The following is a 22,070-nucleotide window of genomic DNA, read 5'->3' on the forward strand; positions in this document are numbered from 1 at the left end:
TAAACCCTAAATCCAAAAAAAGAAAAAAAGAAAAAAATTTTATGAGTCGTCCTCAAAATATAATTAAAAAAGAATGAAAAAAATAATAAATAAAAAATACACAATTGAAGAAAAGAATAAATATTAAAAAAAACAAAATTAATATTGTTATAATTAAAAAAGGTGATTTTATGTGTACTGTTGGAGGACCAATGGCAGATATTAAAATGAGAAAACTTAAAACAAAACGATATAAATGTTTGGATTGTGGAAATGACTTTAAAGGATTAGGTAAAAAAGTTATATGTCCATCATGCCAAAGCGAAAATGTTGAATGTTTAGATTAATTTTTATAATTTTAAATTATTTAGTAAATAATTCTTGTTTTAAATTTAATAAATTTTTAGATTTAAGGAATAAATAAATTGAAAAAAATAGATATAAATCCTTCTGAAGTACTATTTTTAATTGGAGATACTGGAACAGTTGGAATTTTAAAGGTATCCGATGAAAAAATGTTATTTATTGGAACTCCTGAAAAAGAAGAAATTGTTCTATATCTAGAAAAAGATGATTTAATAGCTGTTTCTGCATTTGGAACTGGAGAAAAATACGAAAAAGGTATAAAGTCAATGGCATATATTACAAGAGAAATGGAATCCCCAATAATTGTCTTACCAAAAGATCATCCAAGTTCAAAAAGACTAAAAATGGTTTTATCTGTAGGGGAAAGCATTAGATTAGATTGTGATATAACACCAGGAACACATCCAGAGCAAGACATATTGTGTTCATGTAATAGTTTATCTGGTTTGAAGATTGAAAAATCAAAAAGCGGTGTCATCATTAATAATAATAATAAAATAAATTATAAAATAGAAAAATTATAAGTTTTTTTATATATTTGAAGATATTTAAATAAATAAATCTAATTATAAAAAATATAATAATTTAAAATATTTATTATAAAAATTATAAAAGATATAAATACTTAAATATTATAAATTAAACTTATAATCATATCCTAAATCTAAACTACATTATAATAAAAATAATTTGATCAAATTAAAAAAAAATGATTTAATCAATTTAAAAAAAAATATTTATATAAAATAAAAAAAGCGCATAATATGATAATTAATACTTTATTTCAAATTTTTGGACAAACATTAGTCCTTATAGCTGTTGGACTATTTTTATTATTAATTTTAGCCCTAGCTTTTGGTAGAATACTACTTAAAAAAGACATACTTATTTTTCCAAAACTGATTATTTTTGCATTAGATATGTTTTATTCCCCTCTAAAAAGATTAGCTAGAAGTTTAGGATTTGATGAATCCATGGTAGATCACATTGGAGTTGAAGTACGAAACAAAGTAAATGCAAAAAAATTTAATAACACATCCCCTAAAAAGAAAATAATTGTATTTCCTCATTGCCTTAGAAATCCAAAGTGTGAAGCTATATTAGATGAAACTGGTTTAGTTTGTGATTGTTGTGGTAAATGTGCTATTGGAATAATAAAACCAAAAGCAGAGCAGATGGGATATAAAGTCTTTGTAATTCCCGGTTCAACATTTGTGAAAAAAATTGTCAAAAATAATGAGTTTGACTCTGTGCTTGGTGTAGCCTGTTATGAAGATTTAAACCTTACAATGATGAAATTAGCTAATTTTACCCCACAAGGAGTATTACTTTCAAGAACAGGATGTTTTAAAACAAAAGTTGATGTTAAGACAGTACTTGATAAAATTGGGTATAAGGAAGATAATGAAGGAGAAGAATCTTTTGATTATTATAATGATTTTGAAATAGGTTGTAGTGACAAAAAACATGATTTAAATAAATAATAAATATAAAAATTTAGTTAAATAACTTTCCCAAATTGATTTCTTTTAAAAAAAATTATCTGATTAAAGTTATTATATAATATTAAAGATTTATTTAATTAAAAATTATCTAATTAAAGTTTATATAACTAAAAATTATCTAATTAAATAATTATCATAATAATTGAAAATTTATCTAATTTTATCTAGTTTTCAACTTTTTTCTTGGTTTTATCAATAATATATTAGGGTGTATATCTGCATAATTATCTAAACATAATTTCTCATCATCATCCACCCAAAGATCAAAAGAAAGATTATATTTCCTAATTATTTTTTTTAGATAAACTGGTGCTTGAGGAATATAAATTTTATATCCTTCTTTATTTGTAGCCTCTAGAAATTCTTTAAATTTTTTCCCACCAATATTAGTAACTTCAATATAGTCTATATACATTTTTTTATCATCTTGAATATAAACTATAGATTTATTCTTAAAATATTTCGGAGTGAACCCAATATTTTTAGATAATTTATGTTCTTGATTTAATCTTACTTTAATGTTAATTCCTCCATATTTTGCAGTAATAAAATTTTTTAAATCTTATTTATATTTAATACCTAAAAATTTAATAATTTATTAATAAATTTTAATAAATAATAGATTTATATATTAAATATTATACAAATACATTATTAAATATTATATTAATATACAATACATTATATTGAATATTTTAAACAAAAAACTTTATTCTAAATCTTAAAGTATTGATTAAAAGATAAACTATTTAATAATTCTTTTAAGATAATTATATTCTCTTTTTACTAATTTAAATAATTTTCTGGTTTGTTTTATTAATTATTTTATTTATATAAATAATATGAATTATTAATTATTTTTTATTATATAATAATTATAAAACATATAATTATAAAAATTATAAGAATTATAAGAATTATAAGAATTATCAAAATTGTAAAATTTACATGAAATATAAAATTAAAATAAATTATAAAAGTTATAAAGATATTAATGGTAAATAAATATTTAAAAATATTAAATATAAAAAAATAAGTATTAGTTTTCACCCCCTCTCGGATTAAATGTATTTTTTATAAAATTTATTAGATATTATAAAGAGATATTTGAGTGAAAATATTATGAAAACTGTAGAAAATATATTCCATGAAGTAATACAGCAAGAAGGAACATTATTCAAACAAGCAGATGTATTTACATTAGAATATTTACCAGAAATACTAAGATTTAGAGACAAACAAATACAAGCTATGATAAATCACAGTAAACAATTAAAAAGTAATCATCCTCCAACCAATATGGAAATCACTGGGCCTTATGGAACAGGCAAAACAACAGCTGTGAAAAAATATTTTGAGTTAATAGAAAATGAATTTAGTGTAATAACCTCATACATAAATTGTGAATTTGATAAAACTGAAAATCAAATTCTTACAAAGATTTATAATAAGATTTATAAAAAAAATGTGAAACCAGGAATTAACACCCATATACTAAAAAATAAAATAGTCAGCTATCTAGGTGAAACAGAAAAGATACTTGTAGTCTGTTTAGATGATTATGGATCAAATAAAATATCTGGAGAGGACATTGACCAAATAAATAGAGTTATGTATACTTTACTCAGGGCTCATGAAATCAATCCAAAAGCAAAAATTAGTCTTATAACCGTGACAAACAAAAGATATATTAATTTTGTTTTAACTCAAAGTGTTGAAACAATATTCAGACCCATTAATATCAATTTTGATGCATATAACCTAAATGAAATTCATAAAATATTAAGTGATAGTTGTAAAATTGGTTTTGCAAATGGTGTAATAAAAGAAGATGTTATCCATATGGTAGCTGAACATGCTTACCGTGAAGGCGATTTAAGAGTTGGTATTCGTTGTTTGTATGATGCTGGATATAATGCAGAGTTTGTTGGAAGTAGTATTATTAAAAGAGAGCATTTAGATTTTTAGTATATAATTAATATTCTTCTAATTATTCATTTCAATTTTCTTTTATTTATTTTTAATATTTTCAGTTTATTAGTTATATTATTACTATACTATCGATTAATAATAAGTATATAGAATAATTCCACATATAATAATTTTAATAGTAATTTTAATAGTAATTTTTATGTTAAATGAAAAACATAAATTATAATGAAGAATATCATGATAAATAAACAAATGAATAAATATATTTAATATTAATTAATCAATGATTAATTTCTATAACAAATAATAATAATAATAATAATAATAATAATAATAATAATAATAATATATACTAATTTAATTTTATATTCTGTGATAAAAATGCTATTTGAAGATTTAAAATCATTAGAAAATAATGAAAAAATATCTAAAAATGATGTGTTAAAAATCTTAAAAAAATGGGCAGAAAATGTTTCTGTTTTTGATATTATGAATTCAACAACAAGGTTTAGAGAGTCTTGTAAATATGTTCAGAAGGAATATAAAGGATATTTTGATGAAATATATGTAAAAAATTTTTATATGCGTGTGAAAGATATATTGAAAGATAAAAATAATTATAATGATAATGTAAATAGAAAATTATTCTTAAAGGCAATTGAATATTTTCAAAAACAAGATAGTGAAATGGAAATATCAAATAAATTATATGATAAAGAAGAAGTAATAGAATCTCATAGATTAATATATTACTTAATTTGTATTTATACAACTTTTATATTAGATGAACCAATTCATCATGTAGGAAGTACATTCCCTGGACATACTAAAGTTAGGTATGAAAATGGAAAATATTATTGCCCCGTTAAAAATAATAATATTAATAATCTAAAAGCAGTATGCAGATTTTGCATAGCTAAACAGGGATAGAATGAAACAAAATATAATAAAAAAAGGTAATCTATATGAAAGCCAATCCTTTAGAAATTCCAATAACTGATAATCATATTCACATAGACCCAATTAATGGAATTGGACCAATCAAAGTAGCTAAACAATTTTATAATGTTGGTGGAAGAGTTATGATAATACCTAATAAACCTTCATGGACATTTGGAGAGCCTTTTAATTTTAAAAAAGCTATGGATTTAGTTATTGAATATGCTGAAGATATAAATAAAAATACCAAAGTTAAAGCATTTCCAATTGTTGGTGTTCATCCTGCTGAATTTTCAAGACTTATTGAAAGTGGAAAATCATTTGAAGAAAGTTTTAAAATTGTTAGAAAAGCATTGGCATATGGAAAAGAATTAGTTTTAGAAAAAAAAGCTTTTGGAATTGGTGAAATAGGTAGGCCTCATTATGATGTTTCAGATGAAGAAATGAAATATCAGAACAAAATTCTAAAATATGGATTAGAATTAGCTAGAGAAATTGATTGTCCTGTTCAATTGCATACAGAATCTGCAACTGAAATTGAATTTAAAGAATTTGCATCATTTGCAGATAGTATTAAATTTAATAAGAAAAAACTAATAAAACATTTCTCAGGACCATATATAACTAAAGATGAAAATTTTGGAATTACACCCTCAGTTATGTCAGGAAAAGAGAATATTAAAATAGCTATATCAAAAGGAGATAATTTTTTAATGGAAACTGACTATCTTGATGATTTAAGTCGACCAGGAGCAGTTCTTGGCCTAAAAACAGTTCCAAAAAGGACACTTGATTATATAAAAAAAGGAATATTTACAGAAGAAGATGCTTTTAAAATACATAAAGAAAATATAGAACATATTTATTCCATTGATTTAGATTAATAACCTATAAATAATAGATAAAAAAATGAATGAAATAATCAAAACAAAAAAAATACAATAGAATTAACTAATAAATTTAGAATTAATTAATAAATTAGTAGCATACTAAAAAAATTAATTAAAAAATAGATAAATATTAATTAAAAATTAATTAAAAAGTAAATAATTATTAATTAAAAATAAGGATATTTTTTAATTAAACATTAAATATTTTAGCTACACCCACGATATTAGATGCATTGGTCCATTTTTCTATAGCTATCATATCAACGTAAGTTCCATTTACAAAAGCTTGAACTGTATCATTATTATCACTAGATAAATAAATTTTATCCCCACTAATATTACCTAAGCGTTTTATTAGAAGAGTTTCTTCAGGATCTTTAACAACTATTATATCTCCAATTTGAGGATTTTTTGTTTTTTGAATTATAACTTTTTCCCCATTTTTTAGTGTAGGGACCATTGAAACCCCATCAACAGTAACTTCCATAGGAATTTGATCTTTACCAAATTGAGAGTGAATATTAACTTTTACGTCTTTAAAACCATGATTTTTAGCTATTTCCATTATTCCAGATTTTAAAGTAGTTGAATTACTATCAATATTATTCATTTGATTATAAGAATAATTTTCAAGTTCATTATTCATATTGCCAAAATTATTTGTAAATGGTGCAGAAATCACATTTACAGTAGCGTTTTCACCATCTAAGCTAACATCAATTATTACAGAATCTGCAAAAACAAAAGAGGTTACTAAAATTCCAATCCCAATAATAATAATTATAACTACAAAAATTGTTATAAGTTTATTCCGCTCTATAAAAAGACCCCCATATTATTTTTTATAATACATTTATCTATTAATTAATTATTTTTTAATAGTAAATATAATTTTCTTATAAATAATCTAGATAAAAATAAGCCTATAAATCATCTAAGAGAATGTCATGATCCATTAAATCCATATTTAACAATAATTTCATAGTTTCAATATCAATTTGACCAGGAGCTGTCACGTCCCCACCCGTAGCAAATGTAATAGGAGCATTAAATTTAGATGCTATAACACGAGTATAACTTCCCAATTCTCCCATAGATATTGCTATTGTATTATCGCAACGAGACATAATTGCTAAAACACTAATTGTATCCTCAAGAGTAATAGGCATTACAGCAATCTTAGCTATATCTCCTATTTTTTTTTCTTGTTTAACAATTTCAAGTAATTGATCTACTGAAGGTGTTTTTTTAAAATCATGAAAAGAAACAATAGTTTTAATATTAGATTCCCTACACTTTTTAATAATATAATTTCGGAGACTAGAATCAGTTTGAAGCTCTATATCAATATATTTAACATTTTTAAAATTAGAACAACTTTTAAGGATGTTTATCCTTTCTTTTTCACTACCTAAAAACATTCCTCCTTCCTTTTCACTACGATTAGTAGCTATAATCGGAAAATCAATAGATTCAATAATGTTCCTAACAATTTTAGGATTAACATTAATTATACTATCAATCCTAATTTCTAAAAGATCTGCACCTTTTTTAATATAATCTTCAGCGGTTTTAATTATTTCTTCTTCTTTTTCTTGCATAATAGGAATAGCTATTTTAGTTTGTGAAATCAATATTTTTCCCCTTCCATTAATTTAAATAATAAATTTACTATTTCAAACTATTATATAAAATAATGTTATATATCCAATATTATTAAGTTAACTATTTTATTTTTTATCTATTTTATATGTTATTTATTTTTATCTTTTATCTAATATTTTATCTTTTATTTAAGTATCTTTAGATTTTAATATCATAATTTTAAAAAATATATTATTATATTATTTAAAAACAATGACTAAAATTCAAAAATATTAGAATAAAACCTACAATAATATAAATAACAATGAATAAATAATAATTATCATAAATATTAATTAGTAAATTATTAAGAATATGAAAAAATATAATATGAAAAAATTATATAAAATTTATTTAGAAAATTTAAATACATATTGAAAGAAATTTATTGGGTGTTAAATTGAAAATAACAGCTATTGGAGCAGATATATCTAAAAATGATGTTTCTTGTAGTTATTCTTTATCTGAAAATATAGAAAAAGACATTCCTAAATTAGTAGAATCAGGAGCCCATAGTGCTGCTTTAACTAATATTACTGGTGATGATATAGTAATATCTGCTTTTGTAGAAGATAACCTACTAGAAAAAATCAATAAGAAAATTGTTAATATTCTTAAAGACAATGCAGAAGACATAGGAGATATTGCAGGAATATCAAAATACCCTGAAACTGCTGGAGAAGGAATTTCATATGCAGAAGCAAAAATAAGGCAGGATAGATATCCAGATGCAATTGTAATGTCCTTTGATACTTATGGCGGAGAACCTTTTGTAGAAGATGTAGCTAATTCCTGTATTGATGCTGCTACTGGAATATCTGGCCTTACTGATATATGTGATAAAATAGGCAAACAACGAAAAATACCTGGTGTGGGTTATGTGTCCAATGAGACTGATGACCCAGTTGTTGTAGCTACTGTAGAAAATATTGAATCTGTTGGAGTGATTGCAGGAGCTATGATTGGTGCTGCCTGTGGAAATAAAAACACTTATCTTGTTGAAAGAGGAACTCCTTGCAATGTTATTCCAGGAAGTGTAATTTTTTCAGTTTCTGCTTTTATGAATGGTAATGTTATTGATTTATCAATTCCTTTTCAATCAAGATCTAGAATTCTGAAATAAATTAAAAATAGCTAAAATAATAAAATTAATTAAAATAATAAAATTTAATTAAAATAATAAAAATTCATTAAAATATTAGATAAGTTAATGAGGGTAAAAATGATCTTATTAAATGAAGAAACCAGATGTTTAGTTCAAGGAATTACAGGAAAACAAGGATCTTTCCATACAGACCAAATGCTCCTATATAACACAAATATTGTAGCAGGAGTTACTCCTGGAAAGGGAGGTCAAGAATTTCAAAATGTGCCGATATTCGATTCAATTGAAGCAGCAAAAGAAGAAACTGATGTTAATGCTTCAATTATTTTTGTACCTGCGCCCTATGCAAAAGATGCTGCGTTTGAATCAATAAAACATCTAGAACTAGTAGTTATTATCACAGAACACATCCCAGTACATGATGCAATGAAAATAATGGATTATGCAAAAAACAAAGGTGCGACTGTTATTGGACCTAATACTCCAGGAATAATATCTCCAAAAGTTGGAAAAATGGGAATTATGCCAACACATATCTTCTCAGAAGGGAATGTCGGAGTAATATCTAGAAGTGGAACTTTAACATATGAAGTAGCTAGTCAACTAACAAGAGAAGGAATTGGTCAAAGTACCTGTGTTGGAATTGGAGGGGATCCCGTTATTGGAACAAGCTATTCAACAATATTGCAAAAATTTGAAGATGATCCTGAAACAGAAAAAATTGTCATGATTGGAGAAATTGGAGGCAATGCTGAAGAAAAAGCTGCAGAATATATCAGAAAAAACATAACAAAACCAGTTGTTTCATATATTGCAGGAATAACTGCACCTCCTGGGAAAAGAATGGGGCATGCAGGAGCAATAATTGAAGGAGATACTGGAACTGCAGAGAGTAAAATGAAAGCACTTAGAAAAGCAGGAGTTAATGTAGCTAAAAAACCTTCAGATATTGTTGAATTAATTAAAACAATTTAATATTACATAATCAAAATTATAATAAATATTAAAAATTATAATAAATAAATATTATTAAGATTATTATTATTGTTATTAAGAATAGTATTATTATTACTATTGTTATTAAGAATATAGTTATTATTATATAAGAATATAATTATTACTATTGTTATTAAGAATGTTATTATTAAAAATCATGGAGCCTTCATATGAATAAAAAAGAAATTATTCAAAAATTAATAGATGGTGAACTAAAATTATATGAGGTTGAAAAATATTCTTCATCAACAGAAGAAGCTATAGATACAAGAAGAGAATTTATTGAAATAGTTTCAAACACAGAGCTATCTACAATAGGAAAATATAATCTTGATATGGAATCTGCTTCTAAAAAAAATATTGAAAATCCAATTGGAACCATACAAATCCCTCTTGGAATAGCAGGCCCCATAAAAATAAATGGAGAATATGTAGAAAATGAAGAATTATATGTTCCACTTGCAACATCAGAAGGAGCTTTAATAGCATCAGTTAATAGAGGTTGCTCAACTATAACCGAAACAGGAGGAGTTAACACTAGAATTATTGATGATAAAATGACAAGGGCTCCTGCTATAAAAGCAAAATCAGCTATTGAAGCTATCAAAATAAAAAATTGGTTTGAAAAAAATTTCCAAAATCTTAAAGAAATTGCTGAAAGTACTACTAATCATGGAAAACTTTTAAAAATTGACCCAATACTTGTTGTAGGAAATTATATTTATCCTCGTTTTGTTTATTCAACTGGAGATAGTATGGGAATGAACATGGTTACAATAGCTACTGAAAAAGTTTTAGATTTACTATTAAATGAAAATGATGCTGAAATAATAGCACTTAGTGGTAATGCATGTGTTGATAAAAAGCCATCTTCAATTAATCTAGTTGAAGGTCGAGGAAAAAGCGTAGTTGCAGACATACTTATTCCCAAAAAAATAGTTGAAAATAAATTAAAAACTACAACAGAAGCAATAGTAGAAGTCAACACCTCAAAAAATCTTATTGGATCTGCTGCTAGTGGAAGTATGGGTTTTAATGCACACTTTGCAAATATGGTAGGGGCTATTTTTCTAGCTACTGGACAAGATATTGCCCATGTAGTTGAAGGATCTCTTGGGATAACAACAGCAGAAAATAGAAATGGAGACTTGTATTTTTCTGTTACAATGCCTGATTTACCAATAGCAACTATTGGTGGAGGAACAAGCCTCAAAACAGCAAATGAATCATTAAAAATATTAGGTGTTTCAGGCTCTGGAAATGTCAAAAAATTTGCAGAAATAGTTATAGCAACTGTTTTAGCAGGAGAATTATCATTAATTGGAGCATTAGCTGCAGGACATTTAGCTAGAGCCCACAAAGAATTAGGTAGAGCTTAATAAAATTTAAAAGGTTTTTTCATGGTTTTAAAAGAATCAAATAATAATGAAAAGTCAGCCAATAGAAATAAATTACATATAATAGAAAATATGAATGAAACAGATTATGATAATAAAATAATAAGCTTTGATGATTTAGAAAAAGAAATACTTTGTTTAGAATATCCAGAAATAGAGCTAGAAACTGATGATATTAAATTAATATTAACCCTTAAAAAAGATTATTCCAAAATTGAAGATTTAAAAAATAGAAAAGAAGAGTTTATAAAAGATATGAAAGATTTTATAGATGAATTTGTATCTAATAAAGAATTTGATGAATTAATGGAATACTATTAAATTATTAAAATAAAATAATCAAAAATTAAATAATGATTTTTGAGCAGAATCTTTTTTAACTTTTTTAGATTTTTTTTCTTCTTTTTTAGGTTTATTTTTACTAGATTCTTTTAATTCTTCTCTTTTAGATTTATTCTCTTTAGATTCCTTTTCTTTAGATTCCTTTTCTTTAAGTTTTTTTATTTTTTCTTTCTTAAGATTTTCTGAAATTTTTTGATCGTTTGTTCTTATAGCTTTTTCTTCTTTTTCTATTACTGTTATTTTTGATTTTTTGACGGCTTCTTTAAAGTTTTTTGAATCTTCATTTGATTTTGATACAAATGACAATGTTTCTGAACTTATTGGAACATATTCTTCTGATTTTTCTTCAAAATTAGCTTTTTCTTTTTGTTTAGCTAATTCGGCTTGTTTTTCTTTTTCTTTCCTTTTAATAACAGATTTAGGTATTTTTTTCTTTCTAAATCTTTTTATCTCATCATCATCAAAATCAAAAAAAGTCGAAATATCATAAGCAACATCATCATTTTCAAACATTATCTCAATGTAAGGAAACATAGAAATAGCTACACTATTAGATACATGAATCTTTTCAGAAATTTTTTCGGCAATTTTATCTCTAAGGGCTCGTTTGCCTTTAGTTCTACCCATTAAAGAAAATGCCATAGCCCCTGTAAGTCTTGTGAATTTTTTATAAGTATCATCTTTAGATAATGCAACACCAACACCCATAAATTCACTAGCATATCTCCAATAAGTATAATTTCTAGTCTGTCTAGCTCTCCCAAAGTATAAATCCGCTTCACTAATCATTTCATAAGCTTTTTTAATTTCTTTAGGTTTTTCATACTCCCTAGGAACATTTTCGGCTATATATTCCAGTACTAAAGTTGGGTCCTCATCCAATCTAAGAGAATTTTTCACTTTATCAATACTCTTACTTTTTAAAACTCTTCTAACACTATCAAATATATTATTGGTATTGTCTTTTTGAGAAACAATTTCTAAATCATCCATTTCGAGTTTTTTAGTTTCTTCAGCTATGACCTGAAGAGTATTTAGTGCAGATCTCATATCCCCATTAGAACCTTTAGCTAGTGCACGTACAGCTTCAGGATCTGCTTTAATCCCTTCTTTTGCACAAATCCGTTTTAATAGTGCATTTATAGAATTAGTGTGAACTTTTCCAATTTTTATAACTTTACATTTAGTTTTTATAGTAGTTAGCCTTTTACTATAAAAATCATTAGCGGTCATTACAATAGGATGAATACTTTCTTTAATTATTTTACCAATTGCTCTAGTTCCACCTCTATCATCAGTTCCATGAATCCCATCCACTTCATCCAAGATAATAAGTTTATAATCATTATCATTAGTGAAAAATGATTTTGTGGTTGCTGACTCTCCTACAGTATTCATAATTATATCATATGAACGTTTATCGCTTGCATTGAGTTCAATAGAATCTGAAAATTCACGAGCTATTACATGAGCAAAAGTTGTTTTTCCAGTCCCAGCTGGTCCAACAAGTAATAAGCATTGCTGAGGATTACCTTCTTTCCAATTTTTAACCCAAGCTTCAATTTCTTTTTTTTGTTTACCATTTCCAATAATTTCATCGAAATTTCTTGGCCGGTATTTCTCTGTCCAACGCATATTTTTACCTAAATATAATAAAATAGCTAATATAATATCAAAAAATATATTTAATACATAATAAATTAAATATATTGCAAAAAATTGGAATTATAAAAATTTAGTCAAAAGTGCTTCTAATTGGATTCTAGGATTAGCACCTTCCCTAATTCTAAAATCAGAGTCTGCAATAGCTTCAATTAAAGGAATATATACTTCCCCATCCATTTTACCTTCCATTGCCCTTTTTGTAACATCTTGATATATTTGATTTACCATATCTTCCCCACTAGTTCCTTGTAAAACCATGGTCTCACGAAGAAGGTCTCTTGCCCCCATAAAGTCACCAGTTAATGCTTTAGTAACCATATTACTAATATCTTTTGGCCTTGCTTTTGAAACAACATCATATATCCTATCTTCGGTTATTGTACCCTCACCAGATGCTGCAGCTTGAAGAAGATTAATTGCTTTACGCATGTCCCCTTCGGCAAAATAAACTATTGTTTCAATTGAATTTCCCTCATAATCAAGATTTTCTTGATTAGCTATATATTCCAATCTTTTAGCAATATCCTGACCTTTAATTGGAGCAAACCTAAATATTGCACACCTTGATTGAATAGGATCTATAATCTTAGAAGAATAATTACATGAAAGAATAAATGAAGCAGTCTTTGTATACATCTCCATTTCACGACGTAAAGCATGTTGTGCATCTTTAGTCATATTATCGACCTCATCTAGGAAAATTATCCTAAATGGAGCACCTACTGGTTTTAAACGGCAAAAATTCTTAATATTAGTACGAACAGTTTCAATACCCCTAGCATCAGAAGCATTTAATTCTAAAAAATTTTGACGCCAGTATTCGCCTAAAATAGATTTAACAAGAGCAAGAGCAGTTGTTGTTTTTCCAACTCCTGCAGGACCAGTAAACATCAAATTTGGCATGCCTTCTTCATTTACATAATTTTTTAATCGGTCAATGATGTGTTTTTGCCCTACAACATCTTCTAAAGTTTGTGGCCTGTATTTTTCTACCCAAGGTCCTTTCATTATATCACCAGTTAGTTAATAAACACCATATTAATTATAAATTTTAAAGAATAAAATAATAATAAACTAATAATAAATTAATAATAGTCAATTCAATATTATTTTTAATATTATATTTCTAATTTTATTTTTAAAAATTTTTAGTCAATATAATTATTTTATTATTAATATAAAAAGTTTTTTCGTAAGTGAATGATTAATAATCTAAGATAAATATTGTATAAAATGATATTATTTAATTATTCATTTTATTAATAATTATCACTAGACCAATTATTTTACTAATAGTCTTATAATATTTTAGTAACAATCTTTTATAATATTTTTTGTATTAATATCTTATTTTTGTTTTATTTATTTATATCTTATAAATATTTTATTAATATTAGAATAATTTGTTTTTATAAATTTTTTAATAATTGAAAAAAGTTTAATAATGTACAATTTCAAGAATTTGTGTGAAATTTAGATATATAAAATTTCAATAATAAATAAAAATTTAGATAATAAAAAATTTAAATAATTTAAAATCTAGATAATTTAAAATAAAATTTATAATAATATAGAAGAATTTTTATTATATTATGGACATATATTATATTACCTAATTTACTTATAATCTTCATACAAAATTAAATCTTTGGAGGAAACAAATTATGAAAGATTATAGAAAAGTTAATTTAACAGGATCTGATTTAAGAGAAATGGATTTTTGTAATATTGATTTTAGAAGGGCAAATCTAAGTAATACTAAACTTTCAGAAATTAGTGTTAAAAACTGTGATTTTACATGTGCAAATCTTCGAGGTGCTGATTTACAGGGAGCTGATCTTAGAGGAGCTAACCTTCGTGGCGCAGATATGAGTTATTGCAACCTAAAAAATGTAAATTTGGATGGTGCAGACTTATCTGGAACTAAATTATGTAATGCACAATTGAATGGTTCAAGTTTAAATAAAACATATATTAGAGGAACAGATATTAGAGGAGTGAATTTTAAAGAAGTAAATACTGATAAAGCCATTATAAAATTAGTATATGATGGAAAATATAAACGAATCCGAAGTTTGTAAATATATGTATTAAAAATAAAACCAACATAATTTTTTAAAATATAAATCAAAAATAAAAGAATTGATATCATGTTTGGGAGATTTAAAAAAGAAGAAACAGAAACCAATCAAAACTTCATCGAATTAAATATTGAAGAGCCAATTGATTGCCTTTGTGATTTTACATATAATTTTTATTGGAATCATGAAGGAGAAAAGTTAAATCCAAAAGAAAAAATCCCAAACAATAACTATAGCTTTCAATATATTGTTGATCATTTAAAAAAAGGGAATCCAATAAAAATAAATGGAGATGTTGGACATAGACTTTGTTCTAGTATGGGTGTTGATTTAGCTTATTTTGGAGGTACCGGATCAGCAATTACTGTTGGAGATGTATTTGTAAATGGTAATGTTGACAGTAGAATGGGAATAAGCATAAGAAAAGGAAGTATCTATGTTAGCGGAAAGATTAAAGAACCAATTGGGAATTTGGTGGAAGTTAAATCAGATATTAAAAGATATCGAAAATTTATCTCAGTCACTGAATTATTAATGGATAATCCAATAAATATTAAATTAATAGATGCAAAAATTTATGGTAAAAAGCTTGAAATAAATGATGGACTAATAAGAGATACATTAGGCGCTAGATTAAATAAAGATTTTGAAATCATCCTAAAAGGAGATGCTGATCTTTCAACAGGAATCTTAATGAAAAAGGGAATTGTAAGAGTTGATGGAAATAGTGGAAACAATACAGCTGCCCTCTTAAATGGGGGAACAGTCATAATAAATGGAAATTGTAATGATTTCACGGCAGTTGAGATGAAAAAAGGCATTGTTATTGTTAATGGAGATGCAGGCAAATTTTTAGCTCCTAAAAAAATTTCTGGAAAAATATACAGTAAAAATGGAAGTCCCATCTTTCCTGTCAAAAAACAAAAATTAGATAATGAAGATAAAGAAATTTTACAAGAATATAAATTTAACTCTAAAGGATTTTTTAAATTTGAGTAAAATAAGTAAAATTATCCTGAATTTATTTATAAAAATTATTTTTTTTAAATTAAATACAAATATACACTTATAAAATTAAAATAACTATTAGTAACAATAACAAAATTTATATATATAAACATACATATTAATATCGATATTTTAATATTATAGATTTAAAGATATATATTCTCTTAAGAATTATTTTAACAAAATTTTAATGAATTAAAATAGTATTTTATCAAAATAAGTAGATAAAAGAACATATAAATTGAAAATATAGTATTAATATAAATAAATACTAAATGAATAAGTTATAATCACAAATAAGTTGATTATAATTAAATAATTATAATTATTTAAAATTAGATAAATATTATACTTAAATAAATTATACTAATTTACTTTAATTATATAAATTATACATTCAAGTATATCATAATCGAGAATATTTTATAATAAAAGGTATTTAAATGATTTCAAGTACATGGAAACTTAAACTAAGATTATTTCTAGCTGTAGCAGTATTGATGGGTTTAATATATGCCATAGTTATAGTAGCGGCCACATTTTTAGGATATGGTGGAAATTATACACTATTCGCAGTATTAGGATTAGTAATAATATTTATACAATATTTAATTGGTCCCTCAATTGTTGAAAAGACAATGGGAGTAAAATATGTTACAGAAGAACAAGCACCAGAATTACATCAAATGGTTAATGAACTAGCAATAAATGCAGGAATCCCCAAACCTAAAATTGGAATTTCAGAAACTAATATCCCTAATGCATTTGCTTTTGGAAAAACTAAAAAAGATGGCCGAGTTTGTGTTACAAGAGGAATCCTTAATACACTAAACAAAGAAGAATTAAAAGCAGTTCTTGGACATGAACTATCTCACATTAAGCATAATGACATGGCAGTTACAACTTTAGTAAGTGCAGTTCCCCTCATATGTTATTATATAGCCCTTTCATTTTTCTTTAGTGGAGATAGTAGAAATGATGGAGGAATAATAATAGGTATTTTGGCAATTGTTGCTTACTTTATAGGACAATTAATTGTTTTATTTATATCAAGAACTAGAGAATACTATGCAGATCAAGGAAGTATTGAGATTGGAGGAAAACCAGACAAATTAGCTTCAGCATTGTATAAACTAGTTTATGGAGCAGCTAAATCTCCTAAAGAACAAGTTAAAGATATTGAAGGAGTTAAAGCTTTCTTCTTAAACGATGTATCTCATGCAAGAGATGATATCCAAGAATTAGCTCAACTAGACCTTGATAAAGATGGTGAAATATCAGAAGCAGAATTAGCTCAACTAAGAACTAAAAACGTCGATATTAAAACTAGTGATAAAGTAATGGAGCTTTTTTCAACACATCCAAATATGTTAAAAAGAATAGAAAGATTAGCAGAATATAGCTAATCAATAATTTTTTTTATTTAATTTATTAAAATTTAAAATAATTTATTTTATATATAATATATTTAATTTTTTATTTATTTAGTCAAATCTTTTTTTTATTTTTTAGATAAAACAAGAATCATTAATTTTATAATGAATATCCTATAAAATCCATAAATTAATATATACCCTCATTAATTGATTTTGCTGTATTATAAGCATCATAAATCGCATATATCCATAAAATTACTGCAATAATCGGCGGAATTATTAAAAAGAATAAAGCTATACAAATATATGATACAACTAATAAAATCAATCCCTTAGCAATCTCCCCATTATATATCTGACCTAAACCAATAATTAAAAATGATAAAACAGCTGCTAAGCCAGGACTTTTTTCATCTTTAACATATACTTTAGTTTGTTCATATGTACTTTCATTACCTTTTTCAGTATTATCTACTTCTTCAGAAGAAATTTTAGTTCCACAATTAGAACAAAAATCGCTTTCTTCTTCTAATTTTTTCCCACAGTTCGGACAATAATTATCCATTTTTTCACCTTTTATATAATTTTATAAAAAATATGAAGATTAAATAATTAAATCAGAAGTTAATTAAATAAAGTTAATTGAATAAAACATAATGAAATAAAGTTAATGAAATAAAGTTAATTGAATAAAAGTTAATTAAATATTAGTTAATACTATATTATATATTTTTACACATATTTATTTTTAAGTACAAAATTATTTTTAAAAAAAATAAAAATATAATACTAAAAAAATAAGATTTGTAAATTAATTATTAATTTATTATAAATTGTAAACTTCTTTAGAAGGTACTATACTAACATTATGATCTTTTAAAACTGAAATAAGTAAGTTTAAATCTTTAGATTGTAATAATAATATTGCTTTTTCTGTTTTCTCATGAGTAAAAGCATATATATACTCTAAATTGATTTTATTATCATTCATCAATTTTAAAACATTTGCAAGGCCTCCAGGAGTATCATCCAATTCAACTCCGACCACATCAATTATTTTAACAATAAAATCATTTTCTTCAAGTATTTTTTTTGCTTTTTCAGGATCATGTACAATAATTCTCAAAATCCCAAAATCAGAAGTGTCTGCTAAGGATAATGCTCTTATATTAATTCCACCATTAGCTAAAGTATCTAATGCATTCCATAATCTTCCTTCTTTATTTTCTAAAAATATTGATAATTGGCTAATCTTCATTTATATACCCCATTATTAATCAAAAAAAATATGATTTTTATATCAAAGTTATAATATATTAAAATTTTTTAATGCAAATTTCGTTTGTCAATTACCCTAACAGCTTTACCTTCACTTCTTGGAATACTTTTAGGTTCAACAAGCGAAACTTTAACTCTTAGTCCAATTTCATTTTCAATATAATCTTCAATTTTCTGTTTTATATTAACCATTTCTTTAACTTCATCAAAAAATATATCCGGTGATGCCTCAACTTTAACCTCAATTTCATCCATTAAATGCGGCCGAGTTACAATAATCTGATAATGTGGTTCAACATTATCAATTTTGAGCAAAGCTTTTTCAATTTGAGATGGGAAAATAGCTACTCCTTTAACTTTAATCATATCATCAGACCTACCAGTGATTCTATCCATTCTAACAAAAGTTCTATTACATTTACATTTACTATAATGAAGAGAAGTAATATCTTTTGTTCTAAAACGAATTATAGGCATTCCTTCCCTTTCCAAATTTGTTAAAACTAATTCTCCTTTTTTTCCTTCACTCAATTGTTTTCCAGTGTTTGGGTCAATAATTTCTGGTAAAAAATAGTCTTCCGATATGTGTAATCCATTTTGAGAGCTACATTCAACAGCTACTCCTGGCCCCATTAATTCAGTTAATCCATAAATATTAAATGCAGGAGCATTAAAATCATTTTCAATTTTTTTTCTCATTTCTTCAGTCCACATCTCTGCTCCAAAACCAATAGCCTTTAAACCAATAGATTTTGGATCGATTCCTTCTTCTTTTGCGACTTCTGCCAGATATAAACCATAAGATGGAGTAAATATTAATGCAGTAGTTCCAAAATCTTTCATAATTTCAATTTGTCTCCTTGTCTGACCAGTAGATATTGGAACAACAATAGATCCCACTTTTTGAGCACCATAATGAACCCCAAAGCCTCCTGTGAAAAGACCATAACCATGAGTATTTTGAATAATATCTTCTTCATGAATACCCATCATATTAAGCCCCCTTGCCATAATTTCACCCCAATTATCAAGATCTTTTCGAGTGTAGCCAGAAACAACAGGTTTGCCAGTAGTTCCAGAAGAACTATGAACTTCAACTATCTTTTTTGGAGGTACAGCAAACATTCCAAATGGGTATCCTTCTCTAAGATCATCTTTAGTTGTGAAAGGGAGTTTAATTATGTCCTCAAGTGTTTCAATATCTTCAGGAAAAACTCCAAATTCGGAATATTTTTTATTATAATATGGTACATTTTCATAAGATTCTTTAACAGTTTTTTGTAATTTTTTTAGTTGAAGTTCTCTTAATTCATCTCTAGACATACATTCTGCTTTTTCATTCCATATCATATTATTTACCTTACCTTCTACAATCCACTAATATACAGCTAAATTGGAATAAGTAATTTATAAATTAAAATATTAATTTCATTATATAAAAAAATAATTAATAAATAATCTAATTTTTATATAAATTATATAATATAACTAAATACAAAATTTCTGTATATATTAATAAATAATCTAATTTTTATATAATATAAATAAATATAAAATTTTTAAATAAATATTATTTTATATAATTATTATTAAATATTGATCAATTAAATATTAAAAATCCAATTTAATTATTTCATAAATTTTCTAAGTATTCCAAACTTTTTAAAACAGATTCTTTATCATTTACTTCAATTACAAATATCCCATTATAGTTATTTTTCTCGAAGTTTTTAATCACTGCTTTAAAATCAATTGATCCCTCACCTAAAGAGTAATGCATATCATTATCATAATTATTATCAGACAAATGCACATGTTTAATTGAATCAAAATATAATTCTTTTTCTGAAAAACCATTAACTGCTGCATGTCCAACATCAAGAGTCATTCCAATATCTAAATCAAAAAGTAATCTATTCAATGTATTTATATCTTTATACAAGAAATTATCAATATTAGGCATATTTTCAACTGCAATATGCACATCATAATCAGAACCATAGTTTTCACAAATTACTAATGATTCACGACATTTGCTTAGAACTTTATCAACATAATTACGAGCTAAAAAAGGGATTGAACCAGGATGAACAACTACAATATCACTATCAAGAGTTTTAGCTAAATCGATTGATTTTATAATCTCATTTATAGAAGCTAACTGAATAGATTTATTTAATGAAGCTATATTTAAATCTATAATTGGAGAATGAATTGTATATTTAAAATCGAAAGAGTTTAATAAATCAACATTAATATTAGAATTAGGATATTCTTGTAATATTTCAATATAATCAATATTCAATTCATTAAAAAATTTCAAGTCATCATATAATTTATCATTATTAATAGCTAATGTTGATACACCTATTTTCATCTTATCACTTTTTAACCTAATTTATCTTATCTTAGTGTATATTGATTTAATTAATTATTATATAATAGGTTTAATATACTTTATTATTTATTAAGATAATTATGTAATAATATAATATTTAAATAGAAAAAATAGCAAAAGATGAAAACAAAAAATCAAAACTATAAATTATAAAAAAAAGAATAAAAATTAAAATAAAAAAGAATAAAAATTAAAATAAAAAATATTTAAAATTAAAATAATATTTAAATAAAAATATCGAAAATTTAAATAATATTAAATTATCTACATAAATATCGAATAACTATCTAAATAACTATCTAAATAACTATTTAAATAACTATTTAAATAACTATTTAAATAAATATTTAAATTATTTCATAATATGAACCTTTAAAACAAGACTGGCAGATAGGTTTACCATTGATTAATGAATGTTTATTATCTAAAACAACTTCATTACAAACAGAACATCTTTTTTTAATTTTTGGCATACCAGGTAAATTATTTTCATCAAAATAAACATTAACATTCTCAATTTTAAATAATTCTTGAGCAGGCGTATTTTTATATCTTTCTATTCTTTCATCTATAGTTTCACCAGTATCATTACTTGAACTTGCATCAACATCGGTTAATCGAATAGCTTTGCCAGTTTCTTTATTGTAAAAAGTAATTGCAAATTTTCCATAATCTATTAACTTAACAGATTTAGTACCAGTAGAACCTTGTGTAATAGCTTGAACAGCATCATAAACACAACGATCAATCTCAACAATAGATATTAACTCTGGATTTTTTTCATTAAAATTAAGATTAAACTCTTCAATTGCATAAATTGCCATTTTAGTTCCTGTTAGAACACCACCACATATTTCACCATGAAAAACCTTCGCTTTTTCAAGTTGCTCTTCAAAAATTCCATCCATATTATTTCCTCCCAAAAAAATTCTTAAAATTATATATTTATATAATAAAAATTAATAAAAATTAATAAAATTTAATTAAAATTAATTAAAATGATATAAAACTAATATAATCACAAATAGATAATTATAATGAATCTTGTATCGATTAAATATTAGAAATATTGATAAAATAATAAATAAAAAAGTAGTTTAATAATATTTTAAATAATATTTAAAAAGTATTTAAAAAATATTTAAAAAGTATTCAAATAGTATTTTGAA

Annotated in this window: 23 protein-coding genes; 13 read left to right on the forward strand and 10 right to left on the reverse strand. The window is 24.7% G+C overall.

Features of this window, described 5'->3' with window-relative positions; genetic code table 11:
- Positions 1-170 precede the first annotated feature (170 nt).
- The 3 genes from Q0087_RS05815 (at position 171) to Q0087_RS05825 (ending at position 1,829) form a co-directional block, all read left to right on the forward strand.
- Positions 171-326, forward strand: a complete 156-nt coding sequence (locus tag Q0087_RS05815; RefSeq protein WP_297898741.1) for a hypothetical protein — start codon at positions 171-173, stop codon at positions 324-326.
- Between the two features lie 78 nt (positions 327-404).
- Positions 405-869: a hypothetical protein gene (locus Q0087_RS05820; RefSeq protein ID WP_297898742.1), complete on the forward strand. Its 465-nt coding sequence runs from the start codon at positions 405-407 to the stop codon at positions 867-869.
- A gap of 240 nt (positions 870-1,109) precedes the next feature.
- Positions 1,110-1,829: a DUF116 domain-containing protein gene (locus Q0087_RS05825; protein WP_297898743.1), complete on the forward strand. Its 720-nt coding sequence runs from the start codon at positions 1,110-1,112 to the stop codon at positions 1,827-1,829.
- A 181-nt stretch (positions 1,830-2,010) separates the two neighbouring features.
- Here the strand turns inward: Q0087_RS05825 and Q0087_RS05830 are convergent, their stop codons facing one another.
- Positions 2,011-2,265, reverse strand: a complete 255-nt coding sequence (locus tag Q0087_RS05830; RefSeq protein WP_297898744.1) for a hypothetical protein — start codon at positions 2,263-2,265, stop codon at positions 2,011-2,013.
- Between the two features lie 707 nt (positions 2,266-2,972).
- Between Q0087_RS05830 and Q0087_RS05835 the strand changes: the two genes are divergently transcribed.
- The 3 genes from Q0087_RS05835 to Q0087_RS05845 all read left to right on the forward strand — a co-directional run bounded on the left by Q0087_RS05835 (position 2,973) and on the right by Q0087_RS05845 (position 5,605).
- Complete coding sequence (locus tag Q0087_RS05835; RefSeq protein ID WP_297898745.1) at positions 2,973-3,818, forward strand: AAA family ATPase; 846 nt, start codon at positions 2,973-2,975, stop codon at positions 3,816-3,818.
- Positions 3,819-4,163: 345 nt separating this feature from the next.
- The gene (locus Q0087_RS05840; protein ID WP_297898746.1) at positions 4,164-4,712 is read left to right on the forward strand and encodes a DUF2115 family protein; all 549 of its coding nucleotides are present in this window, start codon (positions 4,164-4,166) and stop codon (positions 4,710-4,712) included.
- Positions 4,713-4,747: 35 nt separating this feature from the next.
- Entirely contained in the window at positions 4,748-5,605 is an 858-nt protein-coding gene (locus tag Q0087_RS05845; RefSeq protein ID WP_297898747.1) for a TatD family hydrolase, read from the forward strand.
- A 196-nt stretch (positions 5,606-5,801) separates the two neighbouring features.
- On the opposite strand, the gene Q0087_RS05850 is transcribed toward Q0087_RS05845, so the two are convergent.
- Together Q0087_RS05850 and aroD are read right to left on the reverse strand one after the other, a co-directional pair.
- Positions 5,802-6,293, reverse strand: a complete 492-nt coding sequence (locus Q0087_RS05850; protein WP_297898748.1) for a S24/S26 family peptidase — start codon at positions 6,291-6,293, stop codon at positions 5,802-5,804.
- Positions 6,294-6,534: 241 nt separating this feature from the next.
- A complete protein-coding gene (gene aroD, locus Q0087_RS05855) occupies positions 6,535-7,245 on the reverse strand; it encodes a type I 3-dehydroquinate dehydratase (RefSeq protein WP_297898749.1) in 711 nt (236 codons plus the stop codon).
- A 410-nt stretch (positions 7,246-7,655) separates the two neighbouring features.
- On the opposite strand from aroD, the gene Q0087_RS05860 reads away from it, so the two are divergent.
- The 4 genes from Q0087_RS05860 to Q0087_RS05875 all read left to right on the forward strand — a co-directional run bounded on the left by Q0087_RS05860 (position 7,656) and on the right by Q0087_RS05875 (position 11,074).
- Complete coding sequence (locus Q0087_RS05860) at positions 7,656-8,378, forward strand: hypothetical protein (RefSeq protein WP_297898750.1); 723 nt, start codon at positions 7,656-7,658, stop codon at positions 8,376-8,378.
- A gap of 99 nt (positions 8,379-8,477) precedes the next feature.
- A complete protein-coding gene (gene sucD, locus Q0087_RS05865) occupies positions 8,478-9,335 on the forward strand; it encodes a succinate--CoA ligase subunit alpha (protein WP_297898751.1) in 858 nt (285 codons plus the stop codon).
- 191 nt (positions 9,336-9,526) lie between these two features.
- Positions 9,527-10,735 (forward strand): hydroxymethylglutaryl-CoA reductase (NADPH), encoded by a 1,209-nt coding sequence (gene hmgA / locus Q0087_RS05870; RefSeq protein ID WP_297898752.1) that lies wholly within the window; start codon positions 9,527-9,529, stop codon positions 10,733-10,735.
- Positions 10,736-10,756: 21 nt separating this feature from the next.
- Positions 10,757-11,074, forward strand: coding sequence for a hypothetical protein (locus Q0087_RS05875; protein WP_297898754.1), 318 nt, complete (start codon positions 10,757-10,759; stop codon positions 11,072-11,074).
- A gap of 18 nt (positions 11,075-11,092) precedes the next feature.
- On the opposite strand, the gene Q0087_RS05880 is transcribed toward Q0087_RS05875, so the two are convergent.
- Positions 11,093-12,730 (reverse strand): replication factor C large subunit, encoded by a 1,638-nt coding sequence (locus Q0087_RS05880; protein ID WP_297898755.1) that lies wholly within the window; start codon positions 12,728-12,730, stop codon positions 11,093-11,095.
- A 90-nt stretch (positions 12,731-12,820) separates the two neighbouring features.
- Complete coding sequence (locus Q0087_RS05885) at positions 12,821-13,768, reverse strand: replication factor C small subunit (protein WP_297898756.1); 948 nt, start codon at positions 13,766-13,768, stop codon at positions 12,821-12,823.
- A 656-nt stretch (positions 13,769-14,424) separates the two neighbouring features.
- Here Q0087_RS05885 and Q0087_RS05890 point away from each other — a divergent pair.
- The 3 genes from Q0087_RS05890 to Q0087_RS05900 all read left to right on the forward strand — a co-directional run bounded on the left by Q0087_RS05890 (position 14,425) and on the right by Q0087_RS05900 (position 17,255).
- On the forward strand, positions 14,425-14,841 hold the full coding sequence (locus tag Q0087_RS05890; protein ID WP_297898757.1) for a pentapeptide repeat-containing protein: 417 nt from the start codon (positions 14,425-14,427) through the stop codon (positions 14,839-14,841).
- 69 nt (positions 14,842-14,910) lie between these two features.
- Positions 14,911-15,840 (forward strand): hypothetical protein, encoded by a 930-nt coding sequence (locus tag Q0087_RS05895; protein ID WP_297898759.1) that lies wholly within the window; start codon positions 14,911-14,913, stop codon positions 15,838-15,840.
- 455 nt (positions 15,841-16,295) lie between these two features.
- Entirely contained in the window at positions 16,296-17,255 is a 960-nt protein-coding gene (locus tag Q0087_RS05900; protein WP_297898832.1) for a zinc metalloprotease HtpX, read from the forward strand.
- Between the two features lie 157 nt (positions 17,256-17,412).
- Here the strand turns inward: Q0087_RS05900 and Q0087_RS05905 are convergent, their stop codons facing one another.
- The 5 genes from Q0087_RS05905 to Q0087_RS05925 form a co-directional block, all read right to left on the reverse strand.
- Positions 17,413-17,790, reverse strand: a complete 378-nt coding sequence (locus Q0087_RS05905; RefSeq protein WP_297898760.1) for a zinc-ribbon domain-containing protein — start codon at positions 17,788-17,790, stop codon at positions 17,413-17,415.
- Positions 17,791-18,051: 261 nt separating this feature from the next.
- Positions 18,052-18,483, reverse strand: a complete 432-nt coding sequence (locus tag Q0087_RS05910) for an acetolactate synthase (protein WP_297898761.1) — start codon at positions 18,481-18,483, stop codon at positions 18,052-18,054.
- A 68-nt stretch (positions 18,484-18,551) separates the two neighbouring features.
- A complete protein-coding gene (locus tag Q0087_RS05915; protein WP_297898762.1) occupies positions 18,552-19,853 on the reverse strand; it encodes a phenylacetate--CoA ligase family protein in 1,302 nt (433 codons plus the stop codon).
- Between the two features lie 283 nt (positions 19,854-20,136).
- Entirely contained in the window at positions 20,137-20,880 is a 744-nt protein-coding gene (locus Q0087_RS05920) for a sugar phosphate isomerase/epimerase (RefSeq protein WP_297898763.1), read from the reverse strand.
- 368 nt (positions 20,881-21,248) lie between these two features.
- A complete protein-coding gene (locus Q0087_RS05925) occupies positions 21,249-21,809 on the reverse strand; it encodes an FmdE family protein (RefSeq protein ID WP_297898764.1) in 561 nt (186 codons plus the stop codon).
- Between the last annotated feature and the right edge of the window lie 261 nt (positions 21,810-22,070).

It is taken from the genome of uncultured Methanobrevibacter sp. (assembly GCF_937881195.1).
Classification (GTDB): domain Archaea; phylum Methanobacteriota; class Methanobacteria; order Methanobacteriales; family Methanobacteriaceae; genus Methanobinarius.

Bases quoted from the DNA above. Each gene is read 5' to 3' on its own strand.
- Q0087_RS05815 (WP_297898741.1), top strand. From the start codon at position 171: ATGTGTACTGTTGGAGGACCAATGGCAGATATTAAAATGAGAAAACTT.
- Q0087_RS05825 (WP_297898743.1), top strand. From the start codon at position 1,110: ATGATAATTAATACTTTATTTCAAATTTTTGGACAAACATTAGTCCTT.
- Q0087_RS05830 (WP_297898744.1), bottom strand. From the start codon at position 2,265: ATGTATATAGACTATATTGAAGTTACTAATATTGGTGGGAAAAAATTT.
- Q0087_RS05835 (WP_297898745.1), top strand. From the start codon at position 2,973: ATGAAAACTGTAGAAAATATATTCCATGAAGTAATACAGCAAGAAGGA.
- Q0087_RS05840 (WP_297898746.1), top strand. From the start codon at position 4,164: ATGCTATTTGAAGATTTAAAATCATTAGAAAATAATGAAAAAATATCT.
- Q0087_RS05845 (WP_297898747.1), top strand. From the start codon at position 4,748: ATGAAAGCCAATCCTTTAGAAATTCCAATAACTGATAATCATATTCAC.
- sucD (WP_297898751.1), top strand. From the start codon at position 8,478: ATGATCTTATTAAATGAAGAAACCAGATGTTTAGTTCAAGGAATTACA.
- hmgA (WP_297898752.1), top strand. From the start codon at position 9,527: ATGAATAAAAAAGAAATTATTCAAAAATTAATAGATGGTGAACTAAAA.
- Q0087_RS05875 (WP_297898754.1), top strand. From the start codon at position 10,757: ATGGTTTTAAAAGAATCAAATAATAATGAAAAGTCAGCCAATAGAAAT.
- Q0087_RS05880 (WP_297898755.1), bottom strand. From the start codon at position 12,730: ATGCGTTGGACAGAGAAATACCGGCCAAGAAATTTCGATGAAATTATT.
- Q0087_RS05885 (WP_297898756.1), bottom strand. From the start codon at position 13,768: ATGAAAGGACCTTGGGTAGAAAAATACAGGCCACAAACTTTAGAAGAT.
- Q0087_RS05890 (WP_297898757.1), top strand. From the start codon at position 14,425: ATGAAAGATTATAGAAAAGTTAATTTAACAGGATCTGATTTAAGAGAA.
- Q0087_RS05895 (WP_297898759.1), top strand. From the start codon at position 14,911: ATGTTTGGGAGATTTAAAAAAGAAGAAACAGAAACCAATCAAAACTTC.
- Q0087_RS05905 (WP_297898760.1), bottom strand. From the start codon at position 17,790: ATGGATAATTATTGTCCGAACTGTGGGAAAAAATTAGAAGAAGAAAGC.
- Q0087_RS05910 (WP_297898761.1), bottom strand. From the start codon at position 18,483: ATGAAGATTAGCCAATTATCAATATTTTTAGAAAATAAAGAAGGAAGA.
- Q0087_RS05915 (WP_297898762.1), bottom strand. From the start codon at position 19,853: ATGATATGGAATGAAAAAGCAGAATGTATGTCTAGAGATGAATTAAGA.
- Q0087_RS05920 (WP_297898763.1), bottom strand. From the start codon at position 20,880: ATGAAAATAGGTGTATCAACATTAGCTATTAATAATGATAAATTATAT.
- Q0087_RS05925 (WP_297898764.1), bottom strand. From the start codon at position 21,809: ATGGATGGAATTTTTGAAGAGCAACTTGAAAAAGCGAAGGTTTTTCAT.